20 protein-coding genes are annotated in these 25,240 nt (G+C 62.7%); 13 read left to right on the plus strand and 7 right to left on the minus strand.

Features of this window, described 5'->3' with window-relative positions:
- Window positions 1-23 precede the first annotated feature (23 nt).
- Window positions 24-773, minus strand: coding sequence for a septum site-determining protein MinC (gene minC, locus LSO07_RS01945; RefSeq protein WP_034783729.1), 750 nt, complete (start codon window positions 771-773; stop codon window positions 24-26).
- Between the two features lie 224 nt (window positions 774-997).
- Window positions 998-3,322 carry a 5-methyltetrahydropteroyltriglutamate--homocysteine S-methyltransferase gene (gene metE / locus LSO07_RS01950; RefSeq protein WP_151092069.1) on the minus strand — a complete coding sequence of 775 codons (2,325 nt, stop codon included), beginning with the start codon at window positions 3,320-3,322 and terminating at the stop codon, window positions 998-1,000.
- Window positions 3,323-3,440: 118 nt separating this feature from the next.
- Between metE and LSO07_RS01955 the strand changes: the two genes are divergently transcribed.
- The 5 genes from LSO07_RS01955 to LSO07_RS01975 all read left to right on the plus strand — a co-directional run bounded on the left by LSO07_RS01955 (window position 3,441) and on the right by LSO07_RS01975 (window position 8,792).
- The gene (locus LSO07_RS01955; protein ID WP_034783726.1) at window positions 3,441-4,349 is read left to right on the plus strand and encodes a LysR family transcriptional regulator; all 909 of its coding nucleotides are present in this window, start codon (window positions 3,441-3,443) and stop codon (window positions 4,347-4,349) included.
- Between the two features lie 128 nt (window positions 4,350-4,477).
- A complete protein-coding gene (gene phaP, locus LSO07_RS01960; RefSeq protein WP_034783725.1) occupies window positions 4,478-4,963 on the plus strand; it encodes a TIGR01841 family phasin in 486 nt (161 codons plus the stop codon).
- A 213-nt stretch (window positions 4,964-5,176) separates the two neighbouring features.
- Window positions 5,177-6,355: an acetyl-CoA C-acetyltransferase gene (locus LSO07_RS01965; RefSeq protein ID WP_034783723.1), complete on the plus strand. Its 1,179-nt coding sequence runs from the start codon at window positions 5,177-5,179 to the stop codon at window positions 6,353-6,355.
- Between the two features lie 142 nt (window positions 6,356-6,497).
- Complete coding sequence (gene phbB, locus LSO07_RS01970) at window positions 6,498-7,238, plus strand: acetoacetyl-CoA reductase (RefSeq protein ID WP_034783722.1); 741 nt, start codon at window positions 6,498-6,500, stop codon at window positions 7,236-7,238.
- A gap of 117 nt (window positions 7,239-7,355) precedes the next feature.
- Window positions 7,356-8,792: a hypothetical protein gene (locus LSO07_RS01975; RefSeq protein ID WP_151092071.1), complete on the plus strand. Its 1,437-nt coding sequence runs from the start codon at window positions 7,356-7,358 to the stop codon at window positions 8,790-8,792.
- Here LSO07_RS01975 and LSO07_RS01980 read toward each other — a convergent pair.
- Window positions 8,729-9,349 (minus strand): LysE family translocator, encoded by a 621-nt coding sequence (locus LSO07_RS01980; protein ID WP_225317146.1) that lies wholly within the window; start codon window positions 9,347-9,349, stop codon window positions 8,729-8,731. The two genes, LSO07_RS01975 and LSO07_RS01980, sit on opposite strands and share 64 nt — an antisense overlap.
- A gap of 153 nt (window positions 9,350-9,502) precedes the next feature.
- On the opposite strand from LSO07_RS01980, the gene LSO07_RS01985 reads away from it, so the two are divergent.
- From LSO07_RS01985 to LSO07_RS02000, 4 genes are all read left to right on the plus strand, one after another.
- Window positions 9,503-9,985 (plus strand): Lrp/AsnC family transcriptional regulator, encoded by a 483-nt coding sequence (locus tag LSO07_RS01985; RefSeq protein WP_034783718.1) that lies wholly within the window; start codon window positions 9,503-9,505, stop codon window positions 9,983-9,985.
- Window positions 9,986-10,063: 78 nt separating this feature from the next.
- Window positions 10,064-11,020 (plus strand): prolyl aminopeptidase, encoded by a 957-nt coding sequence (gene pip, locus LSO07_RS01990; protein ID WP_151092073.1) that lies wholly within the window; start codon window positions 10,064-10,066, stop codon window positions 11,018-11,020.
- A gap of 112 nt (window positions 11,021-11,132) precedes the next feature.
- Window positions 11,133-11,573: a DUF2721 domain-containing protein gene (locus tag LSO07_RS01995; RefSeq protein ID WP_034783716.1), complete on the plus strand. Its 441-nt coding sequence runs from the start codon at window positions 11,133-11,135 to the stop codon at window positions 11,571-11,573.
- A 42-nt stretch (window positions 11,574-11,615) separates the two neighbouring features.
- Complete coding sequence (locus LSO07_RS02000; protein ID WP_034752899.1) at window positions 11,616-12,071, plus strand: hypothetical protein; 456 nt, start codon at window positions 11,616-11,618, stop codon at window positions 12,069-12,071.
- A gap of 127 nt (window positions 12,072-12,198) precedes the next feature.
- Here the strand turns inward: LSO07_RS02000 and LSO07_RS02005 are convergent, their stop codons facing one another.
- A complete protein-coding gene (locus tag LSO07_RS02005) occupies window positions 12,199-12,780 on the minus strand; it encodes an SRPBCC family protein (protein ID WP_225317147.1) in 582 nt (193 codons plus the stop codon).
- A gap of 160 nt (window positions 12,781-12,940) precedes the next feature.
- On the opposite strand from LSO07_RS02005, the gene LSO07_RS02010 reads away from it, so the two are divergent.
- Window positions 12,941-14,986 (plus strand): NADPH-dependent 2,4-dienoyl-CoA reductase, encoded by a 2,046-nt coding sequence (locus tag LSO07_RS02010; protein WP_151092075.1) that lies wholly within the window; start codon window positions 12,941-12,943, stop codon window positions 14,984-14,986.
- Window positions 14,987-15,064: 78 nt separating this feature from the next.
- Here the strand turns inward: LSO07_RS02010 and ybaL are convergent, their stop codons facing one another.
- The 3 genes from ybaL to LSO07_RS02025 all read right to left on the minus strand — a co-directional run bounded on the left by ybaL (window position 15,065) and on the right by LSO07_RS02025 (window position 19,732).
- The gene (gene ybaL / locus LSO07_RS02015; RefSeq protein ID WP_070258417.1) at window positions 15,065-16,774 is read right to left on the minus strand and encodes a YbaL family putative K(+) efflux transporter; all 1,710 of its coding nucleotides are present in this window, start codon (window positions 16,772-16,774) and stop codon (window positions 15,065-15,067) included.
- 208 nt (window positions 16,775-16,982) lie between these two features.
- Entirely contained in the window at window positions 16,983-18,104 is a 1,122-nt protein-coding gene (locus tag LSO07_RS02020; protein WP_151092077.1) for a beta-ketoacyl-ACP synthase III, read from the minus strand.
- Between the two features lie 185 nt (window positions 18,105-18,289).
- Window positions 18,290-19,732, minus strand: coding sequence for a S41 family peptidase (locus LSO07_RS02025; protein ID WP_151092079.1), 1,443 nt, complete (start codon window positions 19,730-19,732; stop codon window positions 18,290-18,292).
- 324 nt (window positions 19,733-20,056) lie between these two features.
- Between LSO07_RS02025 and LSO07_RS02030 the strand changes: the two genes are divergently transcribed.
- The 3 genes from LSO07_RS02030 to LSO07_RS02040 all read left to right on the plus strand — a co-directional run bounded on the left by LSO07_RS02030 (window position 20,057) and on the right by LSO07_RS02040 (window position 25,121).
- A complete protein-coding gene (locus LSO07_RS02030) occupies window positions 20,057-20,632 on the plus strand; it encodes a hypothetical protein (protein WP_151092081.1) in 576 nt (191 codons plus the stop codon).
- 153 nt (window positions 20,633-20,785) lie between these two features.
- Window positions 20,786-22,870, plus strand: a complete 2,085-nt coding sequence (locus tag LSO07_RS02035; protein ID WP_151092083.1) for a M13 family metallopeptidase — start codon at window positions 20,786-20,788, stop codon at window positions 22,868-22,870.
- 181 nt (window positions 22,871-23,051) lie between these two features.
- Window positions 23,052-25,121 (plus strand): M13 family metallopeptidase, encoded by a 2,070-nt coding sequence (locus tag LSO07_RS02040; protein ID WP_151092085.1) that lies wholly within the window; start codon window positions 23,052-23,054, stop codon window positions 25,119-25,121.
- Window positions 25,122-25,240 lie beyond the last annotated feature (119 nt).

Here is a 25,240-nt window from a genome sequence, read left to right on the forward strand (position 1 = left end):
AGATATCTCTTGAATTGTGCAGCTTAAGAGCGGTTCACAGGAGTGACCGGATTGACAGAGTGTATATCGATTCTGTCGCCAGCCAAACGAATTTGCGCGGGTCCGCGCGCCATTTCCGCAGGGAAACCATCCTCGAACGTGCGGTACACGCCGGCGATCGAGACCAGTTCCGGTTCCATGGCCAGCGCGAAGATGCGCGCCTGGGCATTGCCCGAGGCGCCGGCCAGCGCGCGGCCGTACAGAGAGGAATACACGTGGATGCTGCCGTCGGCGATGATTTCGGCGCCATTGTTGACGACTGCGGTGATGATCAGGTCGCAGCCGCGCGCATAAATGCGCTGGCCGGCGCGCACGGGCGTGTCGATCACCATCACCTGTGCGTCGGCGCCCGACTGGGCGGCGGCCGTGGGCGTATCCTTGGGGCCATCCTTGGGCGGCGCATCGTCGCGCGTCTTGCCGCTGTCGAGGCTCAAGCCTTGCGCCAGGATGGCGTCATGCATGTCGGCCGGCGCATTGCGCACGGCCACGGCATTCAAGCGGTATTTTTTCAGCAGGGCCACGAGGGCGGCCCAGTCGATGGGCACGCCGCCGGGCGGCAAGGCCGCCACGTCCAGCACGGCCAGGTCGTCCTCGAAAAAGTCGGCCACGCCTCCCGTCATGTCGCGCAAGGCGGCATCGAGTGCCTGCGTATCGGCGCTATGCAGAATGGCGGAGACAGCAACGACGGTGGAAATCTTGATTTCGATAGGCTTCTGCGACGGGCTTTTGGACATAAACATTTATCAAAGTGAAACTGCGGCAGGCCAGATGTTCCGTACGGCAACAATGGGAGCAGTAAATTTCTTGCATTCTACTGCAAAAAAATCAGCATCAGGGGCCTGGCGCGTGCTATTCCGCAGGGCAACACCTACTTCATGTCAAAAAAAACGGACGGCGCCCCGGAAAACCGGTGCGCCGTCCTGAAAGCAGCCCTGCATGCGGCCTGGGTAGGCCTATGTCATGCCGCCGCGCGCATCTGCTGCGCCGCCGCGACCATATTTTTTAAAGCCGCCTCCGTTTCCGCCCAGCCCCGCGTTTTCAAGCCGCAGTCCGGGTTCACCCATAAATTGGCTGGCGGAATGACCGTACTGGCTTTTTGCAGCAATTTCACCATGTCGAGAGTCGAGGGGAGGTGCGGCGAGTGGATGTCGTACACGCCGGGGCCGATTTCGTTCGGATACTGGAACTGGCCAAAACCCTTCAGCAGTTCCATGTCGGAGCGGCTCGTCTCTATCGTGATGACGTCGGCGTCCATGGCGGCGATCTGCGGCAGGATGTCGTTGAATTCGGCATAGCACATGTGGGTGTGGATCTGCGTCGTGTCGCTGACGACGGACGCGGCGATGCGGAAGGCGCGCGTGGCCCAGTCCAGATAGGCGTCCCACCGGCCGCGGCGTAGCGGCAAGCCTTCGCGGATGGCCGGCTCGTCGATCTGGATGATGCCGATGCCGGCCGATTCCAGGTCTTGCACCTCGTCGCGGATGGCCAGGGCCAGTTGCCGCGCCGTGGTGGCGCGCGGCTGGTCGTCGCGCACGAACGACCATTGCAAGATCGTGACCGGGCCCGTCAGCATGCCCTTCACCGGTTTATGCGTCAGGCTTTGCGCGTGCACCGTCCATTCGACGGTCATGGCGGTGGGGCGCTGCACGTCGCCGTAAATGACGGGCGGCTTCACACAGCGCGAGCCGTACGATTGCACCCAGCCGTGGCGCGTGAAGATAAAGCCGTCCAGTTGCTCGCCGAAGTATTCGACCATGTCGTTGCGTTCCGCTTCGCCATGCACGAGCACATCCAGACCCAGCGCTTCCTGGCGGCTCACGGCGTGGGCGATTTCGGCGCGCATCTGCTGTTCGTAGTCGTTCACAGCCAGTTCGCCTCGCTTGAAACTGGCGCGGGCGGCGCGGATGGCCGTCGTCTGCGGGAAGGAACCGATGGTCGTCGTCGGGAAGTCGGGCAGTTGCAAACGCGCGCGCTGCATGGCCTGGCGCTGCGGGAAGCTGGAATCGCGGCGGTCGACGGTGGGCGTGAGCGCTTGCAGGCGCTGCGCCACTTGCGGGCGGTGCACGCGGGGACTGGCACGGCGGCCGGCGATAGCCAGGCGAGACGCGGCCAACGCGGCATCATCGGGATGGCCTGCGAGCGCGCCCTTGAGGACGGCGATTTCGGACAGTTTTTCCGTGGCAAACGCCAGCCAGGTCTTGATTTCGCCATCGAGCTCCGTCTCGGCCGCCAGGCTGAACGGCACGTGCAGCAGGGAGCACGACGGCGCCAGCCACAGGTGGCCGTTGCGTTTGGCCGCCAGCGGCTGCAGCACGGCCAGGGCCTCGTCGAGGTCGGTGCGCCAGATATTGCGGCCATCGACGATACCGACCGACAAGACTTTATGCGCGGGCAGCCAGTCCGTCACGCTGATCAATTCATGCGGCGCGCGGATGCCGTCCACGTGCAGGCCGGCCACGGGCAGGCGGCACGTCAGGCTGAGGTTTTCTTCCAGCGGCGAGAAATACGTGGCCAGCAGGATATTTATACCTACCTGGTTCAGTTGCCAGTAGGCGCTCTCGAAGGCGCTGCGCCAGGCACCAGGCAAGTCCAGGCCCAGGATCGGCTCGTCGAGCTGCACCCATGCCACGCCTTGCTGTTTCAGGCGGTCGAGCAGGGCGCCGTAGACGGGCAGCAATTGTTCCAGCAGGGCCAGGCGGTCGAAGCTTGACTCGCCGGGCGTCTTTTCCTTGCCCAGCCAGAGGAAGGTGAGGGGGCCGATCAAGGCCGCCTTGACCTGGTGGCCCAGCGCCTGCGCCTCGGCCACTTCCGCCAGCAGGCGTTCGCAAGCGAGAGAAAACCGGGTCTGCGGCGATAGTTCGGGCACCAGGTAATGGTAATTGGTGTCGAACCACTTGGTCATTTCCAGCGCGGCAGTCCCGGCGGCGTGTGCATGGTGGGCGTGGCCGCAGCCGGCATGGGCGGCGTGCGTGTCTGCGCCGCGCGCCATGGTGAAATAGCGTGACAGCGGCGACTGCTCTGGCGCGAAGCTGAAACGGGCCGGTTCGCAGCCCAGCAGCTGGATATGGTTGGCCACCTGGTCGTAAAAGGCGAAGTCGCCCACGGTAACGTAGTCAAGACCGGCGTCGCGTTGCAGGGCCCAGTGGCGCGCCCGCAGTTGCCGGCCCGTCGCTTCCAGGGCCGCCTCGGACACCTCGCCGCGCCAGTGGCTTTCCAGCGCCAATTTCAGTTCACGCGCGGCGCCGATGCGGGGAAAACCAAGGATGTGGGTGTGCACGGTCATGATGTCATCGAGATTTAATGTGAATGCGCTAGAGTGTGCGGCAACTTGGTCTATAATCAAAACGAAACATTTTGCCGAATAACATGAAAATCATTCACGTACGCCATTTCATTTGCCGATGCTAGAAATCCGCCACCTGCGCACCCTGAGTGCCCTGCGTTCGTCCGGCAGCCTGGTGCGCGCCGCGCAGCTGCTCAACCTGACCCAGTCGGCCCTGTCGCACCAGATCCGTTTGCTGGAAGAGCGCTACCAGGCGCCCTTGTTCGAACGCAAGTCCATGCCGATCGCGTTTACGGCCACGGGCAGCCGTCTCTTGGCCCTGGCCGACAAGCTGCTGCCCGAGATCGAACTGGCCGAGCGCGACGTGGCGCGCCTGTCGCAAGGCGACAAGGGGCAGTTGCGCGTGGCGCTCGAATGCCATACCTGTTTCGATTGGCTCATGCCCGTGATGGATGCGTTTCGCCAGCGCTGGCCGGAAGTGGAAATCGACCTGGTGTCCGGCTTTCACAGCGAACCGGCGGACTTGCTGCGCTCGGGCGAGGCGGACCTCGTGATCGGTTCGCCATATGGTCCCGACTTCACCGTGTTTCCCCTGTTCCGCTTTGAAATGCTGGTGGTGATGGCGCAGAAGCACCGGCTGCAGGCGCAGCGCCGGCTGGTGGCGGCCGACTTTACGGGCGAAACATTAATTACCTATCCCGTGCCGGAAGAGCGCATCGACCTGATCCGCGAAGTGCTGCGGCCCGCCGGCATCGCGTTTGAACGCCGTACGGCGGAATTGACGGTCGCCGTGCTGCAACTGGTGGCGAGCCGGCGCGGCATTGCCGCCTTGCCGAACTGGGCCATCAAGAATTACGTCGATTACGATTATGTGGTGGCGCGCCCGGTGGGCGAGCACGGCTTGTGGAGCGACCTGTATGTCTCCGTGCCTGATCATTTGCAGGACAAGGCGTATGTGCGCGATTTCGTCAGCGTGATACGCGAGCAGTGCGCGGCGTCGCTGGACGGTATCAAGTTGTTGTCCTGATCAACGTTGAGTTGGAAACAAACCAACAGCAAAGCTTGATAAATATCAAGGTTCAGCAATGAACCACCGCTTACAGTTGAGTACTGTGCGGCGCAACATGCACCGCCATCAAATTGGAGAGGAACACTATGTTTTCATTTTCCGAGCAATGGGCACTGGCCGGCAAGGCCCTGGTGGAAGCACAATTGATCAGCGCGCAAGCGTATGCCCAGGCCGCTGTCGACAGCGGCGCCAGCGTGCTGGACTTGCAGATCGATGCGGCCCGCGCGGCGCTGGCCGCCGCTACGGTGGCAGGCAATCAGCTGCTGTCCGTGAAGGATCCGCAAGCGCTGCTGGAACTGTCGCGCACGCAGTCGCAACTGGCCATCGAACGCATCGGTGCATATGGCCGCCAGGCAAAGGATGTTGCCCAAGAAACCCAGGAGAAATTCGACACTGTGACAAAGGGTGAGTTTGCTGCATCGCGTCAAAAATTTGGCGAGCTGGTGCAGGTGGTAAAGCAAACGCCTGTGCCCCTGATTATTCCCTTCAATAATTTTCTAAAAACCACTTTCGGCGGCGCCGATGAAGGGTATGATAAAAATAAAAATACGCGTCCTGCTCGCCAGGCGTAAGCGTGTTGCGGCCCGGCAGCGGCTATCCGCCGCGCCAGGCCGCCCGCCGCCACCGCAAGCAGGCTGTCATCGCCGCCGCCTGCGGTGCGGCGCTGGAACTGCGGCGCGTGCCGCGCTAGAATGAAACGCAGCTTGCTGTGTCTTCCCGGATACTCATTGGATTGTATTAACACCTTGACCTTGGCCCTCGTGGCCTGCTTATCGGAGAAATAAATGGATGATGTCGTAATCGTGGCCGCCGGCCGTACCGCAGTCGGCAAATTCGGTGGCAGTCTGGCCAAGATTCCTGCGTCCGAACTGGGCGCGCATGTAATCAAGGGCTTGCTGGCACAAACCGGCATCGACCCGAACCTGATCGGCGAAGCGATCCTGGGCCAGGTGCTGACGGCTGCCGTCGGCCAGAACGCCGCGCGCCAGGCCGTCATCAAGGCTGGCCTGCCCAGCTCGATCCCGGCATTCACCATCAACAAGGTATGCGGCAGCGGCCTGAAGGCCACGCACCTGGCGGCGCAAGCGATCAAGTGCGGCGACGCCAACATCATCATCGCCGGCGGCCAGGAAAACATGAGCGCCTCGCCGCACGCGATGAACGGCTCGCGCGACGGTTTCCGCATGGGCGACTTCAAGATGATCGACACCATGATCGTCGACGGCCTGTGGGACGTGTACAACCAGTACCACATGGGCATCACGGCGGAAAACGTCGCCAAGAAATACGAAGTGACGCGCGCCGAGCAGGATGAATTCGCGCTGCAGTCGCAACTGAAAGCGGAAGCGGCGCAAAAAGCGGGCAAGTTCAAGGATGAAATTCTGCCGCTGGAAATCGCCAATAAAAAAGGCACGGTCGTCTTCGACAGCGACGAATACATCAAGCCCGGTTCGACCCTGGAATCGCTGGCCGGCCTGCGCCCCGCGTTCGCCAAGGATGGCACCGTCACGGCCGGCAACGCGTCCGGCCTGAACGACGGCGCCGCCGCCGTGATCATGATGTCGGCCTCGCAAGCGAAAGAACTGGGCTTGAAGCCGCTGGCGCGCATCAAGGCCTACGCTTCGTCGGGCCTGGACCCGGCCGTCATGGGCATGGGCCCCGTCTCCGCATCGCGCCTGTGCCTGAAAAAAGCCGGCTGGACGCATGAAGAGCTGGACCTGATGGAAATCAACGAAGCGTTTGCCGCGCAAGCGATTGCCGTCAACAAGGAAATGGGCTGGGATACCAGCAAGATCAACGTGAACGGCGGCGCGATTGCCATCGGCCACCCGATCGGCGCGTCCGGTGCGCGCATCCTGGTCACCCTGATCCACGAAATGATCCGCCGCGACGCCAAGAAAGGCCTGGCCGCATTGTGCATCGGCGGCGGCATGGGCGTGGCCCTCGCAATTGAGCGTGATTAATCGCTGACACCGAACTTGGGCCGTTACGCGCAATGCGTGGCGGCCTGGTTCGGTGCAGTACGCCGCCGTCACGCGGCGGTTTTGGATTGCTTTCATTAAATAATTAACTTTTTAGCAATAGAACGACACTGAGGGGATGAAAATGGCAAGAGTTGCATTGGTAACTGGTGGCATGGGTGGTCTGGGCGAAGCGGTGTGTTTCAAGCTGGCCGCGCTCGGCTATCGCGTGGTGACCACATATTCCCCAGGCAATCCGAAGGTCGCGGAATGGCTGGCGTCGACCAAGGACATGGGTTACGACTTCAAGGCATATCCGTGCGACGTGGCCGACTACGATTCGGCGGCTGCCTGCGTGGCGGCCGTGGAAGCGGAAATCGGTCCTGTCGACGTGCTGGTGAATAACGCCGGCATCACGCGCGACATGACGTTCAAGAAGATGGACAAGCCGAACTGGGACGCCGTGATGGGCACCAACCTCGATTCCGTCTTCAACATGACCAAGCCCGTCTGCGACGGCATGGTGGAACGCGGCTGGGGCCGCATCATCAATATCTCGTCCGTGAATGGCCAGAAGGGCGCCTTCGGCCAGACCAACTATTCGGCCGCGAAAGCCGGCATGCATGGTTTCACCAAGTCGCTGGCGCTGGAAGTGGCACGCAAGAACGTCACCGTCAACACTATCTCGCCCGGCTACATCGGCACCAAGATGGTCATGGCGATTCCGCAGGAAGTGCTCGACAGCAAAATCATCCCGCAAATTCCAATGGCGCGCCTGGGCAAGCCGGAAGAAGTGGCTGGCCTGGTCGCTTACCTGGCTTCCGATGAAGCCGCGTTCGTCACGGGCGCCAACATCTCGATCAACGGCGGCCAGCACATGTCGTAATCGGTATTGAGGTCAAACAAAAAGACAGCTGCGGCTGTCTTTTTTTATGCTTGCCAGCAAAACAAGGTGATCGCCGGATTTGCCTTAGAATCATCATTTCTCCACTGCACCATTTCCATGCCCCTCTTTCCTGTCTTGCGCCGCGCCAGCGTGGCCGCCATTCTTTTCCTGGGCGCCAGCGCGGCCCAGGCCAGTGTCGCGTTCCATGTCACGGTGACTACCGAGCGCGTCGACAAGCCCGGCGTGAAAACCAGCCTGCCCGCGCGCGAGACGCAGGAAAGCGATGTCGTGCTGGGCCCGCATTACCTGAGCGTGCGCGATGGCATGAGCTTGTCCATGTTCGATTTTGCCACGCGCCGCCGCCACCTGATCGATATGGCCGCGTCCACCTACGACAGGTATTCGCTGTTCGACGTGGCGGGATTTCGCGTCTTCGAACTGCGCCACCGGCAAGGGATCGTCGGCATATTGAAGGCGGGCGGCCTTGAGCAGCACGCAACGTTGCCCGTGTATGAGGAACAGGCTTTGTCGGTGCTGGACAACAAGCGGCGCAACGCGCTGGCGCCGCAAGTGCTCGACGGCGCCGTGCTGTGGTCGCTCGACGGGCAGCCCCTGCTGCGCCTGGGGATAGCCGGCAGTCCCGTCAGCGGCGACGATGCCACGGCATTTGCCCAGTACCTGCGCTACACCTGGGGCGGCCATCCGCTGGTGCTGAAGATGCTGGCCGACGGCAAGCGCATTCCCGCCGAATTTACCATGCACTACCAGGAGGTGGGTGGCAGCGTGACGCGCCACTTCCGCGTCAGCGCCATGACGGCGGGTGCGCCCGCCACGTATACCCTGGCCGCTTACAGGCCACGCCCGCTGGCGGCCGATGCGCCCCCGCTTGAGCGCGTGCTGGCGCAGGCGGCGCGGTTGCCGCCGCCGGGACCGCAGGCACATCCCGCGCTGCGCACCGAGGCCGAGCGCCTGTTTGCGGCAGAAAAACCCTTCGAGGCTTTCTTGACCTTGCTGGAAGACCATTTTTCCACGGGCGCGCTGGTGGACAAACTGACGCCCCAGCAACAGCGGGCCATGCAGGAGTGCCAGCCCATCCACGACTTGACGCGCGCACTGCTGGCCAAGGACCAGGAAGGCATCAAGGCAGCATTGACGACGGTGCAGGAATCAAGGACGCAAACGGGGCTGGAGCAGCCCGTGCTGGCCTTGTTCGAGGGAAATTTGCGCGCCAAGCTGGGCCAATGGCCGGAAGCGACCGCGCTGTATCTGCAAGTGCTGCAGGCCAAGCCGCAGATGGCGGCCGTGTACCAGGACTTGGGCGACGCCTTGCTGGCGCAATTCGATGCGCCGAATGCCTGGCGCAGCTGGGATGCGGGACGGGCCATGGCGCCCACGCTGCGGCAATTTCGCAAGGTCAACGAGCTGGAGCGCAGCCTGCTGAACGATTACCCCGCCTTTTTTGCCTGCGGGGCGCCGCTTCCGCTGAAAAGTCAGCCCAGCACCAGCCGCCCGGCCAGCAAGACGAAGACGGTGGGCAGCACGAACTTGCCGTAAGGCGAAGGTTTGCCGCGCAGGCGGCGCGCCAGGCGCGCGGCCAGCACGGCGTACAGGGCATCGAACAGCAGGCCGACCAGCACCAGGACGGCGCCCAGGCGCAGGTATTGCATGCCGACCTGCTCGCTGCCGGCGACGAATTGCGGCAGGAACATGCTGCAAAACAGCAGTGCCTTCGGATTGAGCAGATTTGTCAGGAAGCCCCGCACCAGGCTGGCGCGGGCGCCATGCGCCGTGGCGGGCGCGGCCGCTTCCTGCGCCGTTTGGGTCGACAGGGCCGACTGCAGCAGGCGCAGCGCCAGGTACAGCAGGTAGGCGGCGCCCGCCCATTTGACCCACTGCAAGGCTTGCGGATGCGTCACCATCAATGCCGCCAGGCCCGCGCCCGAGAGCGCCACGTGGACGGCGCGCGCGCCGGCGATGCCGAGGGCTGTCACCAGCGCCGTGGCCACGCCGCGCGCGGCGCCCGTCGCCAGCACCAGCGCCATGTCGGGGCCCGGTAATAAAAAGGCGCCAGCCAGTGCCAGCAGGTACATCAGGAAGGTAGAATCGGACATGGACCAGTCGAAAAGAAAAGCGGGAGCATGCGCACGGTGCAGCCTGCTCGCCGGATCCCATTATGTTCTTGCTGTGATGAAATGTGCTTGCTTTTCCTGCCCTGCATGCCCTAGTATTCGGGTAGATTCCACTCCTATAAAAACAAAAAATAGATGAAAATTCCAGAAGTTAGCCTCGACGCCACCGATTTGCAGATACTCAGGCTGTTGCAGGATGAAGGACGGCTGTCGAATGCGCGCCTGGCCGAGCGCTTGAAGCTCAGCGAAACCCCCGTCTGGCGCCGTCTGCGCCGCCTGGAAGAGGAAGGTTTTATTACCGGCTACCAGGCTTTGCTCAACCGCAAGAAGCTGGGCATCGGCCTGGTCGCGTTCGTCCGGGTCGTGTTTGCCAACCATGGCGGCGAGCAGCCGTCGCAGTTCGAGCAAGCCATCGCGACGATTCCCGAAATCTTGTCGTGCCACAATGTGGCGGGCGAAGCCGATTATTTCCTGCAAGTGGTGGCGCGCGACCTGGAAGCGTATGGCGAATTCGTCTCGACCGTGCTGCGCCGCCTGCCTGGCGTGGCGGAAATCCAGTCCAGCCTGTCGATGCGGGAAATCAAGTCCTCGAACCGCCTGCCCTTGCTGCTGGCCTGAGGCGCCGGCGGCGCACTATAATTGGAACAGTTGCCAGGTCTCGTGCCTGGCGCCCTGACCGCCACTCCGAGGACCGCCATGCCCGATTCCCTGTCTCCCCTGTTTCCCGTCCTGTCGCCGAACCGGCACGGCATGCTGGCGGTCGATGACATCCACACCATTTATTGGGAAGAGTGCGGCAACCCCGACGGCATTCCCGTGCTGTTCCTGCACGGCGGGCCCGGCGCGGGCCTGTCGCCGCAGCACCGCCGCTTCTTCGATCCGCAGCGCTACCGCGTGATCCTGTTCGACCAGCGCGGCGCGGGCAAGTCCACGCCGCTGGGCGAATGGCGCAACAACACGACGCAGCTGCTGATCGCCGATATCGAACGCCTGCGTGCCCAGTTCGGCATCGATCAATGGCTGGTGTTTGGCGGCTCCTGGGGCTCGACCCTGGCGCTGGCGTATGGCCAGGCGCATCCGGAAGCCTGTCTCGGTTTCGTGCTGCGTGGCATTTTCCTGTGCACGCAGGCGGAAATCGACTGGTTCATCGACGGCGTGCGCTGGTTCTATCCGGAACTGTACGAGGAATTCGCCGCGCCCATTCCGGCAGAGGAACGGGGCGACTTGCTGGCCGCCTACGTGAAACGCATCCTCAGCAGCGACCCGGCCGTGTACTGGCCGGCCGCGCGCGCCTGGAGCCGCTTCGAAGGGCGCCGCGTGTACCTGATGCCGCAACCGGAAGATGCGCCGAACGATGCGCTGGACCTGGGCGTGGGCCGGCTCGAATCGCATTACATGGCCAACCTCGGTTTCTTCGAGGAAGACCAGCTGATCCGTAACATCGGGCGCATCGCGCATTTGCCGGCCGTCATCGTGCAAGGGCGCTACGACGCCATCTGCCCGCCGCTGTCGGCCTACCGCCTGCAGCAAGCCTGGCCCGGCGCACAGCTGGAAATGATCCCGGATGCGGGCCATGGCGCGCTCGAGCACGGTATCGCTTCGGCGCTGGTGCGCGCCACCGAGCGCTTCGTGCCGGGGCGCGGCTTCGCATGACGTTCAACCACGCCGGTTGGCAAAGCGGCCAGCCGGCGTGCGCCACCTGCTACACTATGGCCTGTGCTGGCGCCACGGTCGGGCGCCGGTGTGAACCCACGACTTTTTATCCATGAACATACAGATCGGCGACATCGGCCATATCATCCAGCTGGCGATTGCGCCGGTTTTCCTGTTGACCGGTATCGGTACCATGCTGGTGGTGCTGACCAACCGCCTGGGCCGCATCATCGACCGCACGCGCGTGCTGGAAGACCGGCTCGACATCGGCTACAACGATTTCTATATGGATGAGCTTGATACCCTGTATCGGCGTACCCATCTGATCAACTATTCGATTTCGCTGAGCACGGCGTGCGGTTTCTTCGTCTGCGTCATCATCGCCATGCTGTTTTTGGGCGATATTCTGAACCTGACCCTGGACAAATACATCGCGGCCTTCTTTGTGCTGGCCGTGATTTGCCTGATCGGCTGTTTTATTTATTTACTGCGCGAAATTTATCTGGCCGCGACGGCCCAGCGCATCCGGCGCCATATCCGCCCGCCCCGTTAAGCGGCGCGCCGGCTTACCCTACTATTGAAGAACGAGTCCAGCATGCACGATTACAAACGTCCCCCCACCCTGCACCGCTACGGCCAGCGCAGCGAACTCGAGCTGGCGCTGAGCCTGGGCCAGTTCCGCCTGGCGCCAGCGGGCAATTGTCTGACCCTGAGCTTTTCGCAAGTGTGGGACAAACAGTTGTTCGATCTGTTCGCCCCGGCCGACGCCTGCTTGATCATCCACAATACGGAAGAATTCGGCGAACGCCTGCACCGCGCCGTGCAGCGCACCCTGCCCAGCTGGGCAGGCATCGATGGCCTGGTCGAATACGGCCAGCGCGCCGCCCTGGGCGCCGCCTTCACCAAGACGCGCGCCGAAGCGCCCGAGCAGGAATGGCTGTTCGCCTGGCGCTCGATGCAGCCGCAAGCGAGCCTGAACCCCGTCACGGTGAAACTGGGCAGCCTGGAAAACTTCGCGGAAATCCGCGACCGCGATACCTATTTGGCCTGATTTTTTAACACCGGATGAAACCGTAGCGAGCGGATGGGAGTTGTAGCTGAGCAGCGGAGCTGTGCTTTAGCACAGTGAGCAGCGGAGGCTGCAAATCGCGACGCGCAGTAGGTTTTTTCCGGTGTCGTTATCCGGATTTATCGGCGTACTGGCTGTCGATGCGGGTGAGTACTGCCCCCATCATGCGCTCGATATCGCCGCGTATCATGGTCGTGCCCAACATGCCGGGCACATAGAAGCCCGGCATCAGCCGGCTGGAAAAGACGATGCGCGTGCCGCCCGTCTCGGGGATGGGATACAGATTCCAGCGCGATTCGTAATGCCGCATGTCGCCCGAGATCAGGGCGATATCGATGGCCGTGAACGGTGTTTCCGTGGCCCGCACCACCAGGTGGATGGGGTGGTTCATGAACAGGAAGCGCGCCATGCCCTGCTGCTCGATGATGACTTCATTGCCGTTGCGCGACAGCACGCGGCAGGAGCTGAGGTCGGGCACGAATTCATGCATGCGCTCGTACGTGGTCAGGGTCTTCCAGACGGAGGCCGGCGGCGCCTGCACGCTGCCGCTGGCATCGACTTCATACATGCGCTGCCCGTCGACCTCGATACGCTTGACGTCGACCTTCAGCCTGTCCAGGCGTGTCGCCTGTGCCAGCGCGGTCGCGGGGACGGCGCACAGCATCAGCAGGCAAAGGAAGAGTCGCGTCATGCACCTAGCCTACGGGAAACTTGCCCCCGGCACAAGCTGTACGCATCGCCGGCCCGTGCGCCGGGCGATTTAGAACTCCCGGTCTAGAGAAATACGCTGCGGCGAGCGGCAATGCTTGCTACCGTACGGCCTGCATACCACCTCTACCGGACCGATCACCATGACTGCCTATCCCCATCTGCTGGCCCCGCTCGACCTGGGTTTTACCTCTTTGCGCAACAGAGTCATCATGGGGTCCATGCACACGGGCCTGGAAGACCGCTTTTACCATTATGGCAAGCTGGCCGCGTTTTACCGCGAACGGGCGCGCGGTGGCGTGGGGCTGATCGTCACGGGCGGCATCTCGCCGAACCGCCAGGGATGGCTGCTGCCGTTCGGCGGCACGCTCAATTTCCTCGGCGACGTGCCGAATCACCGCAAGGTGACGCGCGCCGTGCACGAGGAGGGCGGCAAGATCGTCATGCAGATCCTGCATGCGGGCCGCTATGGCTATCAGCCGTTCGTCGTCTCGGCGTCGGCGAAGAAATCGCCGATCTCGCCATTCCGGCCCCGTCCCCTGAGCGAACGGGGCATCGAGCGCACCATCTGCGACTACGTGCGCTGCGCGCGCCTGGCGCAAAAGGCCGGCTATGACGGCATCGAAGTGATGGGCAGCGAGGGCTACCTGTTGAACCAGTTCCTGTGCGCGCGCACGAATCTGCGCCAGGACCGCTGGGGCGGCACGATCGAGAACCGCATGCGCCTGCCCGTGGACATCGTGCGCCGCATCCGCGCCGCCGTCGGCCCCAACTTCATCATCATGTACCGCCATTCCCTGCTCGACCTGGTCGAGGGCGGCAATACCTGGGACGACGTGGTGACGGTGGCCAAGGCCCTGGAACACGCCGGTGTGACCATTCTGAATACGGGTTTCGGCTGGCATGAGGCCAGAGTCCCCACCATCGTCACGTCCGTGCCGCGCGCCGCCTTCGCTTCCGTGGCGGGCCGGCTGCGCCGCGAAGTCAATATCCCCGTGGTGGCGTCGAACCGCATCAACATGCCGCACGAAGCGAACGCCATCCTGGAACGCGGTGACTGCGACCTGGTATCGATGGCGCGGCCTTTCCTGGCCGACCCGTTTTTTGTCGCCAAGGCCGCCGCAGGCCGCGCCGACGAAATCAACACCTGCATCGGCTGCAACCAGGCGTGTCTCGACCATACGTTTGCCAACAAGCGCGCCAGTTGCCTGGTCAACCCGCGCGCCTGCCATGAAACGGAACTCGTCTACGCGAAAAAGGCCGTGCCGCGCCGGGTGGCCGTCGTTGGCGCCGGGCCGGCCGGCCTGTCCGCCGCCTGCGTGGCGGCCGAATGCGGGCACGAGGTGACCTTGTTCGATAGCAGCGACAGTGTCGGCGGCCAGTTCAAGGTGGCGATGCAGATACCGGGCAAGGAAGAATTTACGGAAACCATCCGCTACTTTGCCCGCCGGCTGGCGCTGCTGGAAGTCAAGCTGTGCCTGGGCCAGCGCGTGACGCGCGACCAATTGCTGGCGGGCGGCTATGACGACGTCATCGTCGCCACCGGCATCAAGGTGCGCCTGCCGGCCATTCCCGGCATCGAGCACCCGAAAGTGCTGTCGTATCTGGATGTGCTGCAAGCCAAGAAACCCGTCGGCGCGCGCGTGGCCATCATCGGCGCGGGCGGCATCGGCTTTGACGTGGGGGAGTATTTGCTGCACGACCCGGCGCACCCGCTGCCGCAATCCGTGGCGACGTGGGCGGGCGAGTGGGGCGTGGACTTGAATGCGGCCACGGGTGGCGGCCTGGTGGCGCCCGTGGCTCCTGCTCCCGTGCGGCAGATTTTCCTGTTGCAGCGCAAGACGTCGAAAGTGGGCGCGGGCCTGGGCAAGACCTCGGGCTGGGTGCACCGCGCGGCACTGGCGAGAAACGGCGTGGCCATGCTGGCCGGCGTGAGCTACGACAAGATCGACGAGCAGGGCTTGCACATCACCGTGGGCGGCGAGCAGCGCCTGCTGGCGGTGGACAATGTGGTCATCTGCGCGGGCCAGGACAGCTTGACGGAACTCATGCCGGAAATGGGCAAGGATGGCAAGCCGCTGGCCGCAGGCGGCCCCCGTTTCCATAAGATCGGCGGCGCCGCGCTGGCGGCCGAACTCGACGCCAAGCGGGCGATACGGGAAGGCGCGGAACTGGCCGCCAGTTTATAACCCGGAAAAAACTGGGGTCGGACCCTGAGGGTCCGACCCCGGCATTTGCATGGGCTAGAGGTTCGGTATCAAAGAACCTTAATGGCCATGCCCCTTCTTCGCCGCATCAAAACTCTGCAGCACGTGCTCGGCCATGCCATTCGCCAACTCGTGCTCGCCGATAAACACCTTGCCCGCGTTTTCCGCGCGCAGCAATTCCGCCTCTTCCTCGCTGTGCGTGCGCACCACCGTCATGATGGAGGGGTTCAGCGCGCGCGCCGTCTCGATCATGGCGCGCACGTGGAAGGTATCGGGCGTGGCGATGACGAGCATGGTGGCGTGCGTGATGTGCGCCTGGATCAGCACGGCCGGTTCGCCCGCATTGCCGGCCACGGCCGGGATACCCTGCTTGCGCAGCTGGTCGACAATTTCGCGGTTTTCCTCGGCCACGACGAAGTGGATGCCCCGTTCCATCAGGGCGGCGGCGATGCGCCGGCCCACGCGGCCATAGCCGACCAGGACGATCTGGCCCGACAGTTTTTCCTGCGGCACCGTCATCGGCAGCTCGGCCAGCGGGTCGGTGGTGCGTTCGAACTTGCGCGCGAAATCGCTGTTGCTCATCACGCGCAGCAGCGGCTTGGCCATGCTGAACACGAGCGGATTGAGGGCGATGGACAGGATGGCGCCAGCCAGGATCAGGCTTTGGCCTTCCTGCGGCATCAGGCCCAGCGACAGGCCCAGGGCGGCCAGGATGAACGAGAACTCGCCGATCTGCGCCAGGCTGGCCGAGACGATGATGGCCGTTTTCGGCGGATAGCGCAGCGCCATCACGAGCAAGAAGGCGGCGATCGACTTGCCGAAGATAATGATGGCGCACACGGCCAGCACTTGCAGGGGCTTCTCGATGAGGATGTTCGGCTCGAACAGCATGCCGACGGAAACGAAGAACAGCACGGCAAACGCGTCGCGCAGGGGCAGCGACTCTTCCGCGGCGCGGTGGCTGAGTTCCGATTCGCGCAGCACCATGCCGGCGAAGAAGGCGCCCAGCGCGAAGGACACGCCGAACAGCTTGGTCGACGCATAGGCGATGCCAACGGCGGCGGCGATCACGCACAGGGTGAACAGCTCGCGCGAACCGGTGCGCGCCACCTGCCACAAAATCCACGGGAACAGCTTGCGGCCGACCACCAGCATGAAGACGATGAAGCCGGCCACTTGCCCCAGGGTAATGGCCAGGGTTTGCCACAGGCTGACGGCCTCGGCATCCGGTGCGACCTTGCCGCCCAACACGCCGGCAAACGCCGGCAGCAGCACGAGCACCAGCACGGTGACGAGGTCTTCCACCACCAGCCAGCCAACGGCGATGCGCCCATTCAGCGAGTCGAGGATGCCCCGTTCTTCCAGCGCGCGCAGCAGCACCACGGTACTGGCCACGGACAGGGCCAAGCCGAAGATCAGCCCGCCACCGAGGGTCCAGCCCCACCAGTGGGCCAGGCCCATGCCCATCGCCGTGGCGACGCCGATCTGCAGGATGGCCCCAGGCAGCGCGATCTTGCGCACGTCCCACAAATCTTCGATGGAAAAGTGCAGGCCGACACCGAACATCATCAGCATCACCCCGATTTCCGCCAATTGCCCGGCTATTTCCGCATCCGCCACAAAACCGGGCGTGGCCGGTCCGATGATGATGCCGGCGGCCAGATAGCCGACCAGGGCCGGCAGTTTCAGGCGCGCGGCGATGAAGCCGAAGATGAGGCCGAACCCTAGGGCGGCGGCGATGGTGGTGATCAGGCTGATGTCATGGGGCATGCGTGTGGGGTTCCTTATGGGACGTGCGGATGGAAAAAGATGTTGCTCAGCGACCAAGTATAAACGCATCAAAGCCCCTGCCGGAAGGTTCCTGCGGCTTTATTGCAAAAAACCTGTGCACTATCTTCGTCCAGGTGGCCACGAACGCATGTCATCCACCCGGATCTTCTCCTAATTCAAGGATTCCACCCTATGCCACCCCGTGTCTTTACACCTTGCGCACGATCACGCAGCCGATGGAATAACCGGCGCCGAACGAGCAGATGACGCCCGTGGCGCCCGCCGCCATATCATCCTGATACTTATGGAAGGCGATGATGGAACCGGCCGACGAGGTGTTGGCGTAGGTGTCGAGGATCACGGGCGCTTCGTTGGCTTCCGCATCGCGGCCCAGGATCAGGCGCGCGATCAGCAGGTTCATGTTCAGGTTAGCCTGGTGCAGCCAGTAGCGGCTCACTTGCGCCACTTCCACGCCGGCCTTGGCCAGGGTCGCCTTGATCATCTCGGCCGCCATCGGGCACACTTCCTTGAAGACCTTGCGGCCTTGCTGGCGGAACAGCTTGTCGGCCTGGCCCACGCCGGACTCGTCAAAACGGTTGAGGAAGCCGAAATTGTTGCGGATGGCGTTAGAGAAGCGCGTTTTCAGTGCCGTGCCGATGATCTCAAACTGGTGCTTGGACACGGCCGTGTCTTTCGCTTCCACGATGATGGCCGTGCAGGCGTCGCCGAAAATGAAATGGCTGTCGCGGTCGCGCCAGTTCAGGTGGCCGCTGGTGATTTCGGGATTCAACACCAGCACGGCGCGCGCCTGGCCGCTTTGCACGGCGGCCACGGCTTGCTGGATGCCGAAGGTGGCGGACGAGCACGCCACGTTCATGTCAAAACCATAACCGTCGATGCCCAGCGCATCCTGCACTTCCACGGCCATGGCCGGGTAGGCGCGCTGCATATTGCTGCAAGCCACCAGTACCATGTCGATATCGGCTGGCGTGCGGCCCGCGCGCGCCAAGGCGTCGCGCGCGGCGGCAACCGCCATTTCCGCTTGCAGGGACAGTTCGTCATCGCCCCGTTCCGCGATGCGCGAGACCATGCGCGCCGGGTCGAGGATGCCTTCCTTTTCCATCACGAAGCGCGACTTGATGCCGGACGCCTTTTCGATGAAGGCCACGCTCGACAGGTCCAGCGCCGTCACTGTGCCCGCGGCGATCGCGTCGGCGTTGTCGGCATTGAACTTTTCCGCGTAGGCATTGAAGCAGGTGACCAGCTCTTCGTTGGAGATCGAAAATGGCGGCGTGTACAGTCCGGTACCGCTGATGACGACTTGTTTCATGGTTAAGCTTTCAAATTTGGCAATCGGCGCGATGCCGATAAGTGAAGCAAATTTTACACAAACGGGCTCGACTGTAGAGAGTTTCGTGTTGCGGGGCGGGGCGATGTGTGGCGGAAGATTGATTTTTGTCGCGTGGACGGGTGACCGGGGGGCATTGCGCCCCCCTGTGATGCTGGCGCTGCTGCTTATTTCTTCTGTTCTTTCTTGACGTCGGCCTGCACCACCACGGGTTCGGCCTTGGCCAGTTGCACCGGCAAGCCCTTCAGGTGGTTCAGCGCCTGGTGCAATTGAAAATCGTCCTTGCTGCCAAATTCCAGCGGCTTGCGGGTCTTTTCCAGGGCGATGATGCGCAATTGCTCTTCCATCTCGTCGTTGACGGGCGCGGCCTTGGCGCTTTCTTGGTCGCGGTCGTTGCTCAGGTGCTTGGTCAGGTCCGCTTCGCGGATGCGCAAGCCGTTGAGGCCGTCGCCGTCCGCATTTTCATCGACCAGCAGGTCGGGCACGATGCCCTTGGCCTGGATCGAGCGGCCGTTCGGAGTGTAGTAGCGGGCCGTCGTCAGCTTGACGGCCGTGTCGGCTGTCAGCTGGCGGATGGTTTGCACGGAACCCTTGCCGAAGGTTTGCGTGCCGATGATGGTGGCACGCTTGTAATCCTGCAGGGCGCCGGCGACGATTTCCGAGGCCGAGGCCGACCCCGTGTTGACGAGCACCACCAGCGGCACTTTCTTGATGGCGGCCGGCAATTTCGCCAAGGCATCGCCTTCCGAACGGAAGGTATAGTATTCGGCGCGGCCGTAGAACACCTGTTTCGAATCCGGCAACTGGCCATTCGTCGAGACGATGGCCGCGTCCTTCGGCAGGAAGGCGGCCGAGACGCCGATGGCGCCTTGCAGCACGCCGCCTGGATCGTTGCGCAGGTCCAGCACCATGCCCTTGATGTTCGGGTCTTGCTTGTATAACGCCGTGATCTGCGCGGCCATGTCGTCGACGGTCGGTTCCTGGAATTGCGACACGCGCAACCAGGCGTATCCAGGCTCGACGATCTTCGCCTTCACGCTCTTCTGGTGGATTTCCTCGCGCGTGATGGTGAAGGCCAGCGGTTGCGGTTCATCTTTGCGGGCAATCGTCAGCGACACCTTGGTGCCCGGTTCGCCGCGCATGCGCTTGACGTTGTCGTCCAGGCTGACGCCTTTCACGGGCTGGCCATCGAGGCGGGTGATCAGATCGCCGGCCTTGATGCCGGCGCGGTAGGCGGGAGAATCTTCAATGGGCGAGACGATCTTGATGTAGCCGTCTTCGCTGAGGCCGATTTCAATGCCCAGGCCGACGAACTTGCCTTCGGAGCCTTCGCGCAGCTCGGCGTAGGCTTTCTTGTCCAGGTAGGCGGAATGGGGGTCGAGCGAGGCGACCATGCCGGAAATGGCGTCTTCCAGCAGTTTCTTGTCTTCGACGGGTTCCACGTAATCGGACTTGATCAGGCCAAATACGTCGGCCAGCTGACGCAGCTCTTCCAGCGGCAGGGGCGGCTCGACGGTTTTTTGCGCCATGGCGGAAAATTGCAGCGACACGGCGACGCCGGCCACCACGCCCAGGCCGATCAAGCCGGTATTTTTGAGTTTGCCCATCATTGCACCTTTGCAGCTAGCGTGTCTTGCACAAGCGCCAGTCCCCGTGGAGCGGCGCTTTCCTGAAAGTATAGACCTGAATCTCTGCCGGCGTGGGCCGGCCGTGGAAAAAGCATGCCTGGGCCCAGTCTACGCGCGAAAACGGGGCTGTCAGCTTGCCATATGTTGCGGTTTTGTATGCGATGTATAGTTACTCTTGAGGGGAGTAAGCATTTGTAAGAGTCGAAAAAAAGCGTGTGCGGCGGCTCTATAGTGGACTCGCATTCTCGACCCGAAGTGGTTTTGCCTGCGTCTGCGGACGCAGGCTTTTTTTTATCCGGAGCCCCCATGACCTCGTTGACCTTTTCCCCCGCCGTGCGCCGTCTCGGCCTGGCCTTGCTGCTGGGTACCACCGCCTTGACCGCTTCGGCCGTGCCGATTGCCGAGATGCGCCTGGAAGACTTGTTGCCGATGGCGCCCGATTTCAAGACGGAATTGAAGCTCAATGCGAATCAAACCACCTTGTGGCAGCAGGTGGAAGGGAAATCGCGCCAGCTGTTGCGCGAACGCAAGGCGCGCCGCGAACGCCTGCAAGCGGGCGTGACGCAGGGTTTGCAGGCGCCGCGGCTGGAGTTGCGCGACTTGCTCGCCGGCCTGGACACGGAAAGCACGCAGAGCCTGGCCGAAGAAAAGCAGTTGCGCGAATGGTGGCTGAGCGTCAACGACGCCCTCGACGAAAACCAGCGCCAGATGGTGGCCCAGTTCATCGCCGGCCAGATGGCGCGCGTGATGGATGCCGCCGCGCCCCGCAGCGAATCGCGCGGCGCGCCCGGTGGCGAGCATGGCGGGCGCAAGGGCGGCATGGGAGGCGCGGGCGTGAGCATGGGCAGCGGGGGCGCGGGCATGACGCTGCCCGGCAACTGAGGGTAAGCAGGGGGCAGGCGCGGGGGGCAACCAAGGGGCAAGGATGGTCAAAAGGCATGCTTGCGTGCTACATTCCTGCAGCGCCTGGCGCGGCAGGCTATCCGCCCGAAGCTATCCGCCCGGTCTTTTTGACATGCCCCATAAGGACAATCCGTGAATCGCTATCTCTTGAGCAGTCTGACCCTGACCCTGTTGGCTGCGTTTGCCCATGCCGCCGAACCCGTATCCGCCGCTGCCGCCCCGACCGTGGCGCCCGGCGTCGCACCTTCCGCACCTGCCACCGCCGGCGTCGTTTCCGGTATCGATGTGCAGTACATCGACCCCGCCGTGCGCGTGCAGGACGATTTCTTCACCCATTTGAATGGCAAGTGGCTGGCCACGGCCGAGATTCCTGCCGACAAGTCGAGCTGGGGTTCGTTCGCCAAGCTGCGCGATGACACCACGCCGCAGTTGCGCGGCATCATCGAAGCCACGCAAAAGGACAAGAACAGGAAGGCCGGTTCCGAAGCGCAGAAAATCAGCGACCTGTACGCCAGCTACATGGATGAAGCCAAGCTCGAGTCGCTGGGCACGAAGCCGCTGGCCGGCGAACTGAACCGCATCCGCTCGCTGCGCGACAAGAAGGGCGTGCCGGCCCTGATCGCTCACCTGAGCCAGACGGGCGTGGCGACCCCGTACGCCGTCTACGTGGGCCAGGATGCGCGCGCCTCGACGAAATATGCGGCGTATGTGAGCCAAAGCGGCCTGGGCATGCCAGACCGCGACTACTACCTGGAAGCCAAGCAGGCTGGCGTCAAGGAAAAATACCAGGCGCACGTGGAAAAAATGCTGGCCATGGCGGGCGACAAGAACGCCGCCGCCCGCGCCAAGGCTGTCGTTGCGCTGGAAACGGCTCTGGCCGAAGTGCAATGGACCAAGGTCGAGAACCGCGACCCCGTCAAACGCTACAACAAGACCGACATCAACAAGCTGAACGACCTGACGCCGGGCTACGACCTGAAGTCCGGCCTGGCCGCCCTGGGCATCGCCAACAAGGTCGACTACGTGATCGTCAACCAGCCGAGCTACCTGGCCGGCTACAACAAGGTGCTCGCGTCTGCCGACCTGGATACCCTGAAAGCGTATTTCGAATGGCAGTTGCTGCGCAGCTATGCCAGCTACCTGTCGAAAAACTTTGTCGATGAAAGCTTTGCCTTCTACGGCACGGTGCTCAGCGGCGTGACGGAAAACCAGCCGCGCTGGAAGCGTGGCGTGGGCGCCGTCGAAGGCGTGCTGGGTGAAGCCGTCGGCAAACTGTATGTCGCGCAATACTTCCCGGCAGAACGCAAGGCGCACATGCAGGAGCTGGTGAAAAACGTGCTGGCCGCCTACAAGGACAGCATCGATACCCTGGACTGGATGAGCCCGGAAACCAAGAAGGAAGCGCAAGCCAAGCTGGCCAAGTTCACGCCGAAGATCGCGTATCCGAACAAATGGCGCGATTACACGAAGCTGCAAATCGTCCAGGGCGACCTGGTGGGCAACATGATGCGCGCCGCCAACTTCGGTTCCGCGCGCCAGGTGGCCAAGCTGGGCAAGCCGATCGACCGCGAAGAGTGGGGCATGACGCCGCAAACGGTGAATGCCTATTACAGCTCGACGATGAATGAAATCGTCTTTCCCGCGTCCATCCTGCAGCCGCCGTTCTTTGACGCCAACGCGGACGACGCCGTCAACTATGGCGCCATCGGCGCCGTCATCGGGCATGAAATCAGCCACGGCTTCGACGACAAGGGCAGCCAGTCCGATGGCGACGGCAACCTGCGCGACTGGTGGACCCCGGCCGACCGCAAGAATTTCGCTGCCAAGGCCGACGCGCTGACCAAGCAATATGACGGTTACAGCCCCTTGCCGGGCTACCACGTCAACGGCGCCCTGACCCTGGGCGAGAACATCGCCGACAACTCGGGCGTGGCGATCGCCTACAAGGCCTATAAAATCTCGCTGGGCGGCAAGCCGGCGCCCGTGCTGGACGGCTTGACGGGCGACCAGCGCTTCTACATGGGCTTTGGCCAGGTGTGGCGCAGCAAGATGCGCGAAGCGCAGCAGATCGTGCAGATCAAGACCGACCCGCATTCGCCGGGCCAGTACCGCGCGAATGGCACCATGGTCAACCAGCCTGGCTTCTACGAAGCGTTTGGCGTGAAACCGGGCGACAAGATGTATGTCGCTCCGGAAAACCGCGTCATCATCTGGTAAGCGCTGTCGCAATGAAAACGTAATCCTGTAGCAACAAAAAAGGCCACTTGCGTGGTCTTTTTTGCATTCTGGCCAAAGTTCTTTCTGTCATTTCGGCCGGTATGCTACAGTCAAAAACCGGGCCAGAAGCCTTGGGCCTTCTGACCCTTATATTCCACACAATACAATATTGAGGACAACCGTGAATCGTTATTTGTTAAGTGCATTGACCCTGAGTTTGCTGGCCGGCGTGTCCGGCATGGCTGGTGCCGCTGATGCGGCCAAGAAAGCCGCTCCCGCCACGGCCGTTGCTGCTGCGGCGCTGACGTCCGGCATCGCCGTCGAATACGTCGATCCTGCCGTGCGCGCGCAGGACGATCTGTTCCAGCACCTGAATGGCAAATGGCTGGCGGAAACCGTGATTCCTGCCGACAAGTCGAGCTGGGGCAGCTTTGCCAAGCTGGCCGACGATACGCAAACGCAGCTGCGCGGCATCGTCGAAGGCGCTGCCGCCGACAAGGCCCGCGCGGCCGGTTCGAATGCCCAGAAGATCGGCGATTTCTATAACAGCTTCATGGATGAAGCCAAGCTGGAAAGCCTGGGCCTGACCCCCTTGAATGCGGAGCTGGCGAAGATCGCCGCGCTGCAGGACAAGGCGGAATTGCCTGCCGTAATCGCCCATTTCAGCAAGCTGGGCGTGACCTCGCCTTACGACTTCGGCATTCACCAGGACGCCAAGGATTCCACCAAATACGTGGCCGACATCGTGCAAAGCGGCCTGGGCTTGCCTGACCGCGACTACTACCTGGAAGCAGGCAAGGCCGACACGCGCGCCAAATACCTGGCCCACGTGGAAAAAATGCTGAGCCTGGCCGGCGACGCGAACGCTGCCGCCAACGCGAAAGCCATTGTGGCGCTGGAAACGGAACTGGCCAAGGCGCAATGGAGCAATGTGCAGAACCGCGACCCCGTCAAGACCTACAACAAGGTGGAACTGGCGAAACTGGCCGCCGTGGCGCCAGGCTACGACTGGGCCCGCTACCTGAAGGATACGGGCATCGCCGGCAAGGTCAATTACGTGATCGTCAGCCAGCCCAGCTACCTGAAGGGTTTTGCCGAGATCGCCAACAAGACCCCGCTGGAGACGTGGAAAGCGTATTTCCAGTGGCATTTGCTGCACGCTAACGCCGGCTACCTGCCGAAAGCGTATGTCGATGAAAACTTTGCTTTCTATGGCACCACCCTGACGGGCGTGACGGAAATGCGTCCGCGCTGGAAACGCGGCGTGGGTGCCGTCGAAGGCGCGCTGGGCGAAGCCGTGGGCCAGCTGTACGTGGAGCAGTATTTCCCGGCCGAGCGCAAGGTGCGCATGGAAGCGCTGGTGAAAAACCTGATGACGGCCTACAAGCAAAGCATCGACAAGCTCGACTGGATGAGCCCTGTCACCAAGAAACAGGCGCAGATCAAGCTGGCCAAGTTCACCACCAAGATCGGCTATCCGAACAAATGGCGCGATTACTCGGGCCTGACGGTGGCGTCGGACGATTTGATCGGCAACATCCAGCGTTCGCATTTGCTCAACTACAACCGCGAATTGAATAAGCTGGGCCAGCCTATCGACCGCGACGAGTGGGGCATGACGCCGCAGACCGTGAACGCCTATTACAACCCGGAACTGAACGAAATCGTTTTCCCGGCCGCCATCCTGCAAGCGCCGTTCTTCGACGCCAACGCGGACGACGCCGTCAACTATGGCGCCATCGGCGGCGTCATCGGCCATGAAATCAGCCACGGCTTCGACGACCAGGGCGCCCAGTACGACGGCGACGGCAACCTGCGCGACTGGTGGACCAAGGCCGACCATAAAAACTTCGCCAAGAAAACCAAGCAATTGGTGGCACAGTACAACAGCTTCAGCCCCGTCAAGGGCCACTTCGTCAACGGCGAACTGACCCTGGGCGAAAACATCGCCGACAATTCCGGCGTGGCGATCGCGTATAAGGCGTACAAATTGTCGCTGAACGGCAAGCAAGCTCCCGTCATCGATGGTTTCACGGGCGAGCAGCGCTTCTACGCGGGCTTTGCCCAGGTCTGGCGCATGAAGATGCGCGAAGCGCAGCAACTGGTCTTGCTGAAAACGGACCCGCACTCGCCAGGCCAGTTCCGCGCCAATGGCACCATGCGCAACCAGCCCGGCTTCTACCAGGCCTTCGACGTGAAACCGGGCGACAAGATGTATCTGCCGCCGAAAGACCGCGTCATCATGTGGTAACAGCAGTTCTGACGCGCTAGTACCGAGCCGCCCCGCATCAAGCCGGGCGGCTTTTTTACGCCGTGTGATCTGGCGCAAACTGCGGGTAAAAAAAAACCGCCCATCCGGGCGGTTCCTTG

Origin of the sequence: Janthinobacterium sp. PLB04, from assembly GCF_021165895.1 — a bacterium.
GTDB classification, from domain to species: domain Bacteria; phylum Pseudomonadota; class Gammaproteobacteria; order Burkholderiales; family Burkholderiaceae_D; genus Janthinobacterium; species Janthinobacterium lividum.

Bases quoted from the DNA above. Each gene is read 5' to 3' on its own strand.
- LSO07_RS02030 (WP_151092081.1), top strand. From the start codon at position 20,057: ATGACCTCGTTGACCTTTTCCCCCGCCGTGCGCCGTCTCGGCCTGGCC.
- minC (WP_034783729.1), bottom strand. From the start codon at position 773: ATGTCCAAAAGCCCGTCGCAGAAGCCTATCGAAATCAAGATTTCCACC.
- phbB (WP_034783722.1), top strand. From the start codon at position 6,498: ATGGCAAGAGTTGCATTGGTAACTGGTGGCATGGGTGGTCTGGGCGAA.
- pip (WP_151092073.1), top strand. From the start codon at position 10,064: ATGCCCGATTCCCTGTCTCCCCTGTTTCCCGTCCTGTCGCCGAACCGG.
- LSO07_RS02010 (WP_151092075.1), top strand. From the start codon at position 12,941: ATGACTGCCTATCCCCATCTGCTGGCCCCGCTCGACCTGGGTTTTACC.
- metE (WP_151092069.1), bottom strand. From the start codon at position 3,322: ATGACCGTGCACACCCACATCCTTGGTTTTCCCCGCATCGGCGCCGCG.
- ybaL (WP_070258417.1), bottom strand. From the start codon at position 16,774: ATGCCCCATGACATCAGCCTGATCACCACCATCGCCGCCGCCCTAGGG.
- LSO07_RS02025 (WP_151092079.1), bottom strand. From the start codon at position 19,732: ATGATGGGCAAACTCAAAAATACCGGCTTGATCGGCCTGGGCGTGGTG.
- LSO07_RS01985 (WP_034783718.1), top strand. From the start codon at position 9,503: ATGAAAATTCCAGAAGTTAGCCTCGACGCCACCGATTTGCAGATACTC.
- LSO07_RS01955 (WP_034783726.1), top strand. From the start codon at position 3,441: ATGCTAGAAATCCGCCACCTGCGCACCCTGAGTGCCCTGCGTTCGTCC.
- phaP (WP_034783725.1), top strand. From the start codon at position 4,478: ATGTTTTCATTTTCCGAGCAATGGGCACTGGCCGGCAAGGCCCTGGTG.
- LSO07_RS02000 (WP_034752899.1), top strand. From the start codon at position 11,616: ATGCACGATTACAAACGTCCCCCCACCCTGCACCGCTACGGCCAGCGC.
- LSO07_RS01975 (WP_151092071.1), top strand. From the start codon at position 7,356: ATGCCCCTCTTTCCTGTCTTGCGCCGCGCCAGCGTGGCCGCCATTCTT.
- LSO07_RS01980 (WP_225317146.1), bottom strand. From the start codon at position 9,349: ATGTCCGATTCTACCTTCCTGATGTACCTGCTGGCACTGGCTGGCGCC.
- LSO07_RS01965 (WP_034783723.1), top strand. From the start codon at position 5,177: ATGGATGATGTCGTAATCGTGGCCGCCGGCCGTACCGCAGTCGGCAAA.
- LSO07_RS02005 (WP_225317147.1), bottom strand. From the start codon at position 12,780: ATGACGCGACTCTTCCTTTGCCTGCTGATGCTGTGCGCCGTCCCCGCG.
- LSO07_RS01995 (WP_034783716.1), top strand. From the start codon at position 11,133: ATGAACATACAGATCGGCGACATCGGCCATATCATCCAGCTGGCGATT.
- LSO07_RS02020 (WP_151092077.1), bottom strand. From the start codon at position 18,104: ATGAAACAAGTCGTCATCAGCGGTACCGGACTGTACACGCCGCCATTT.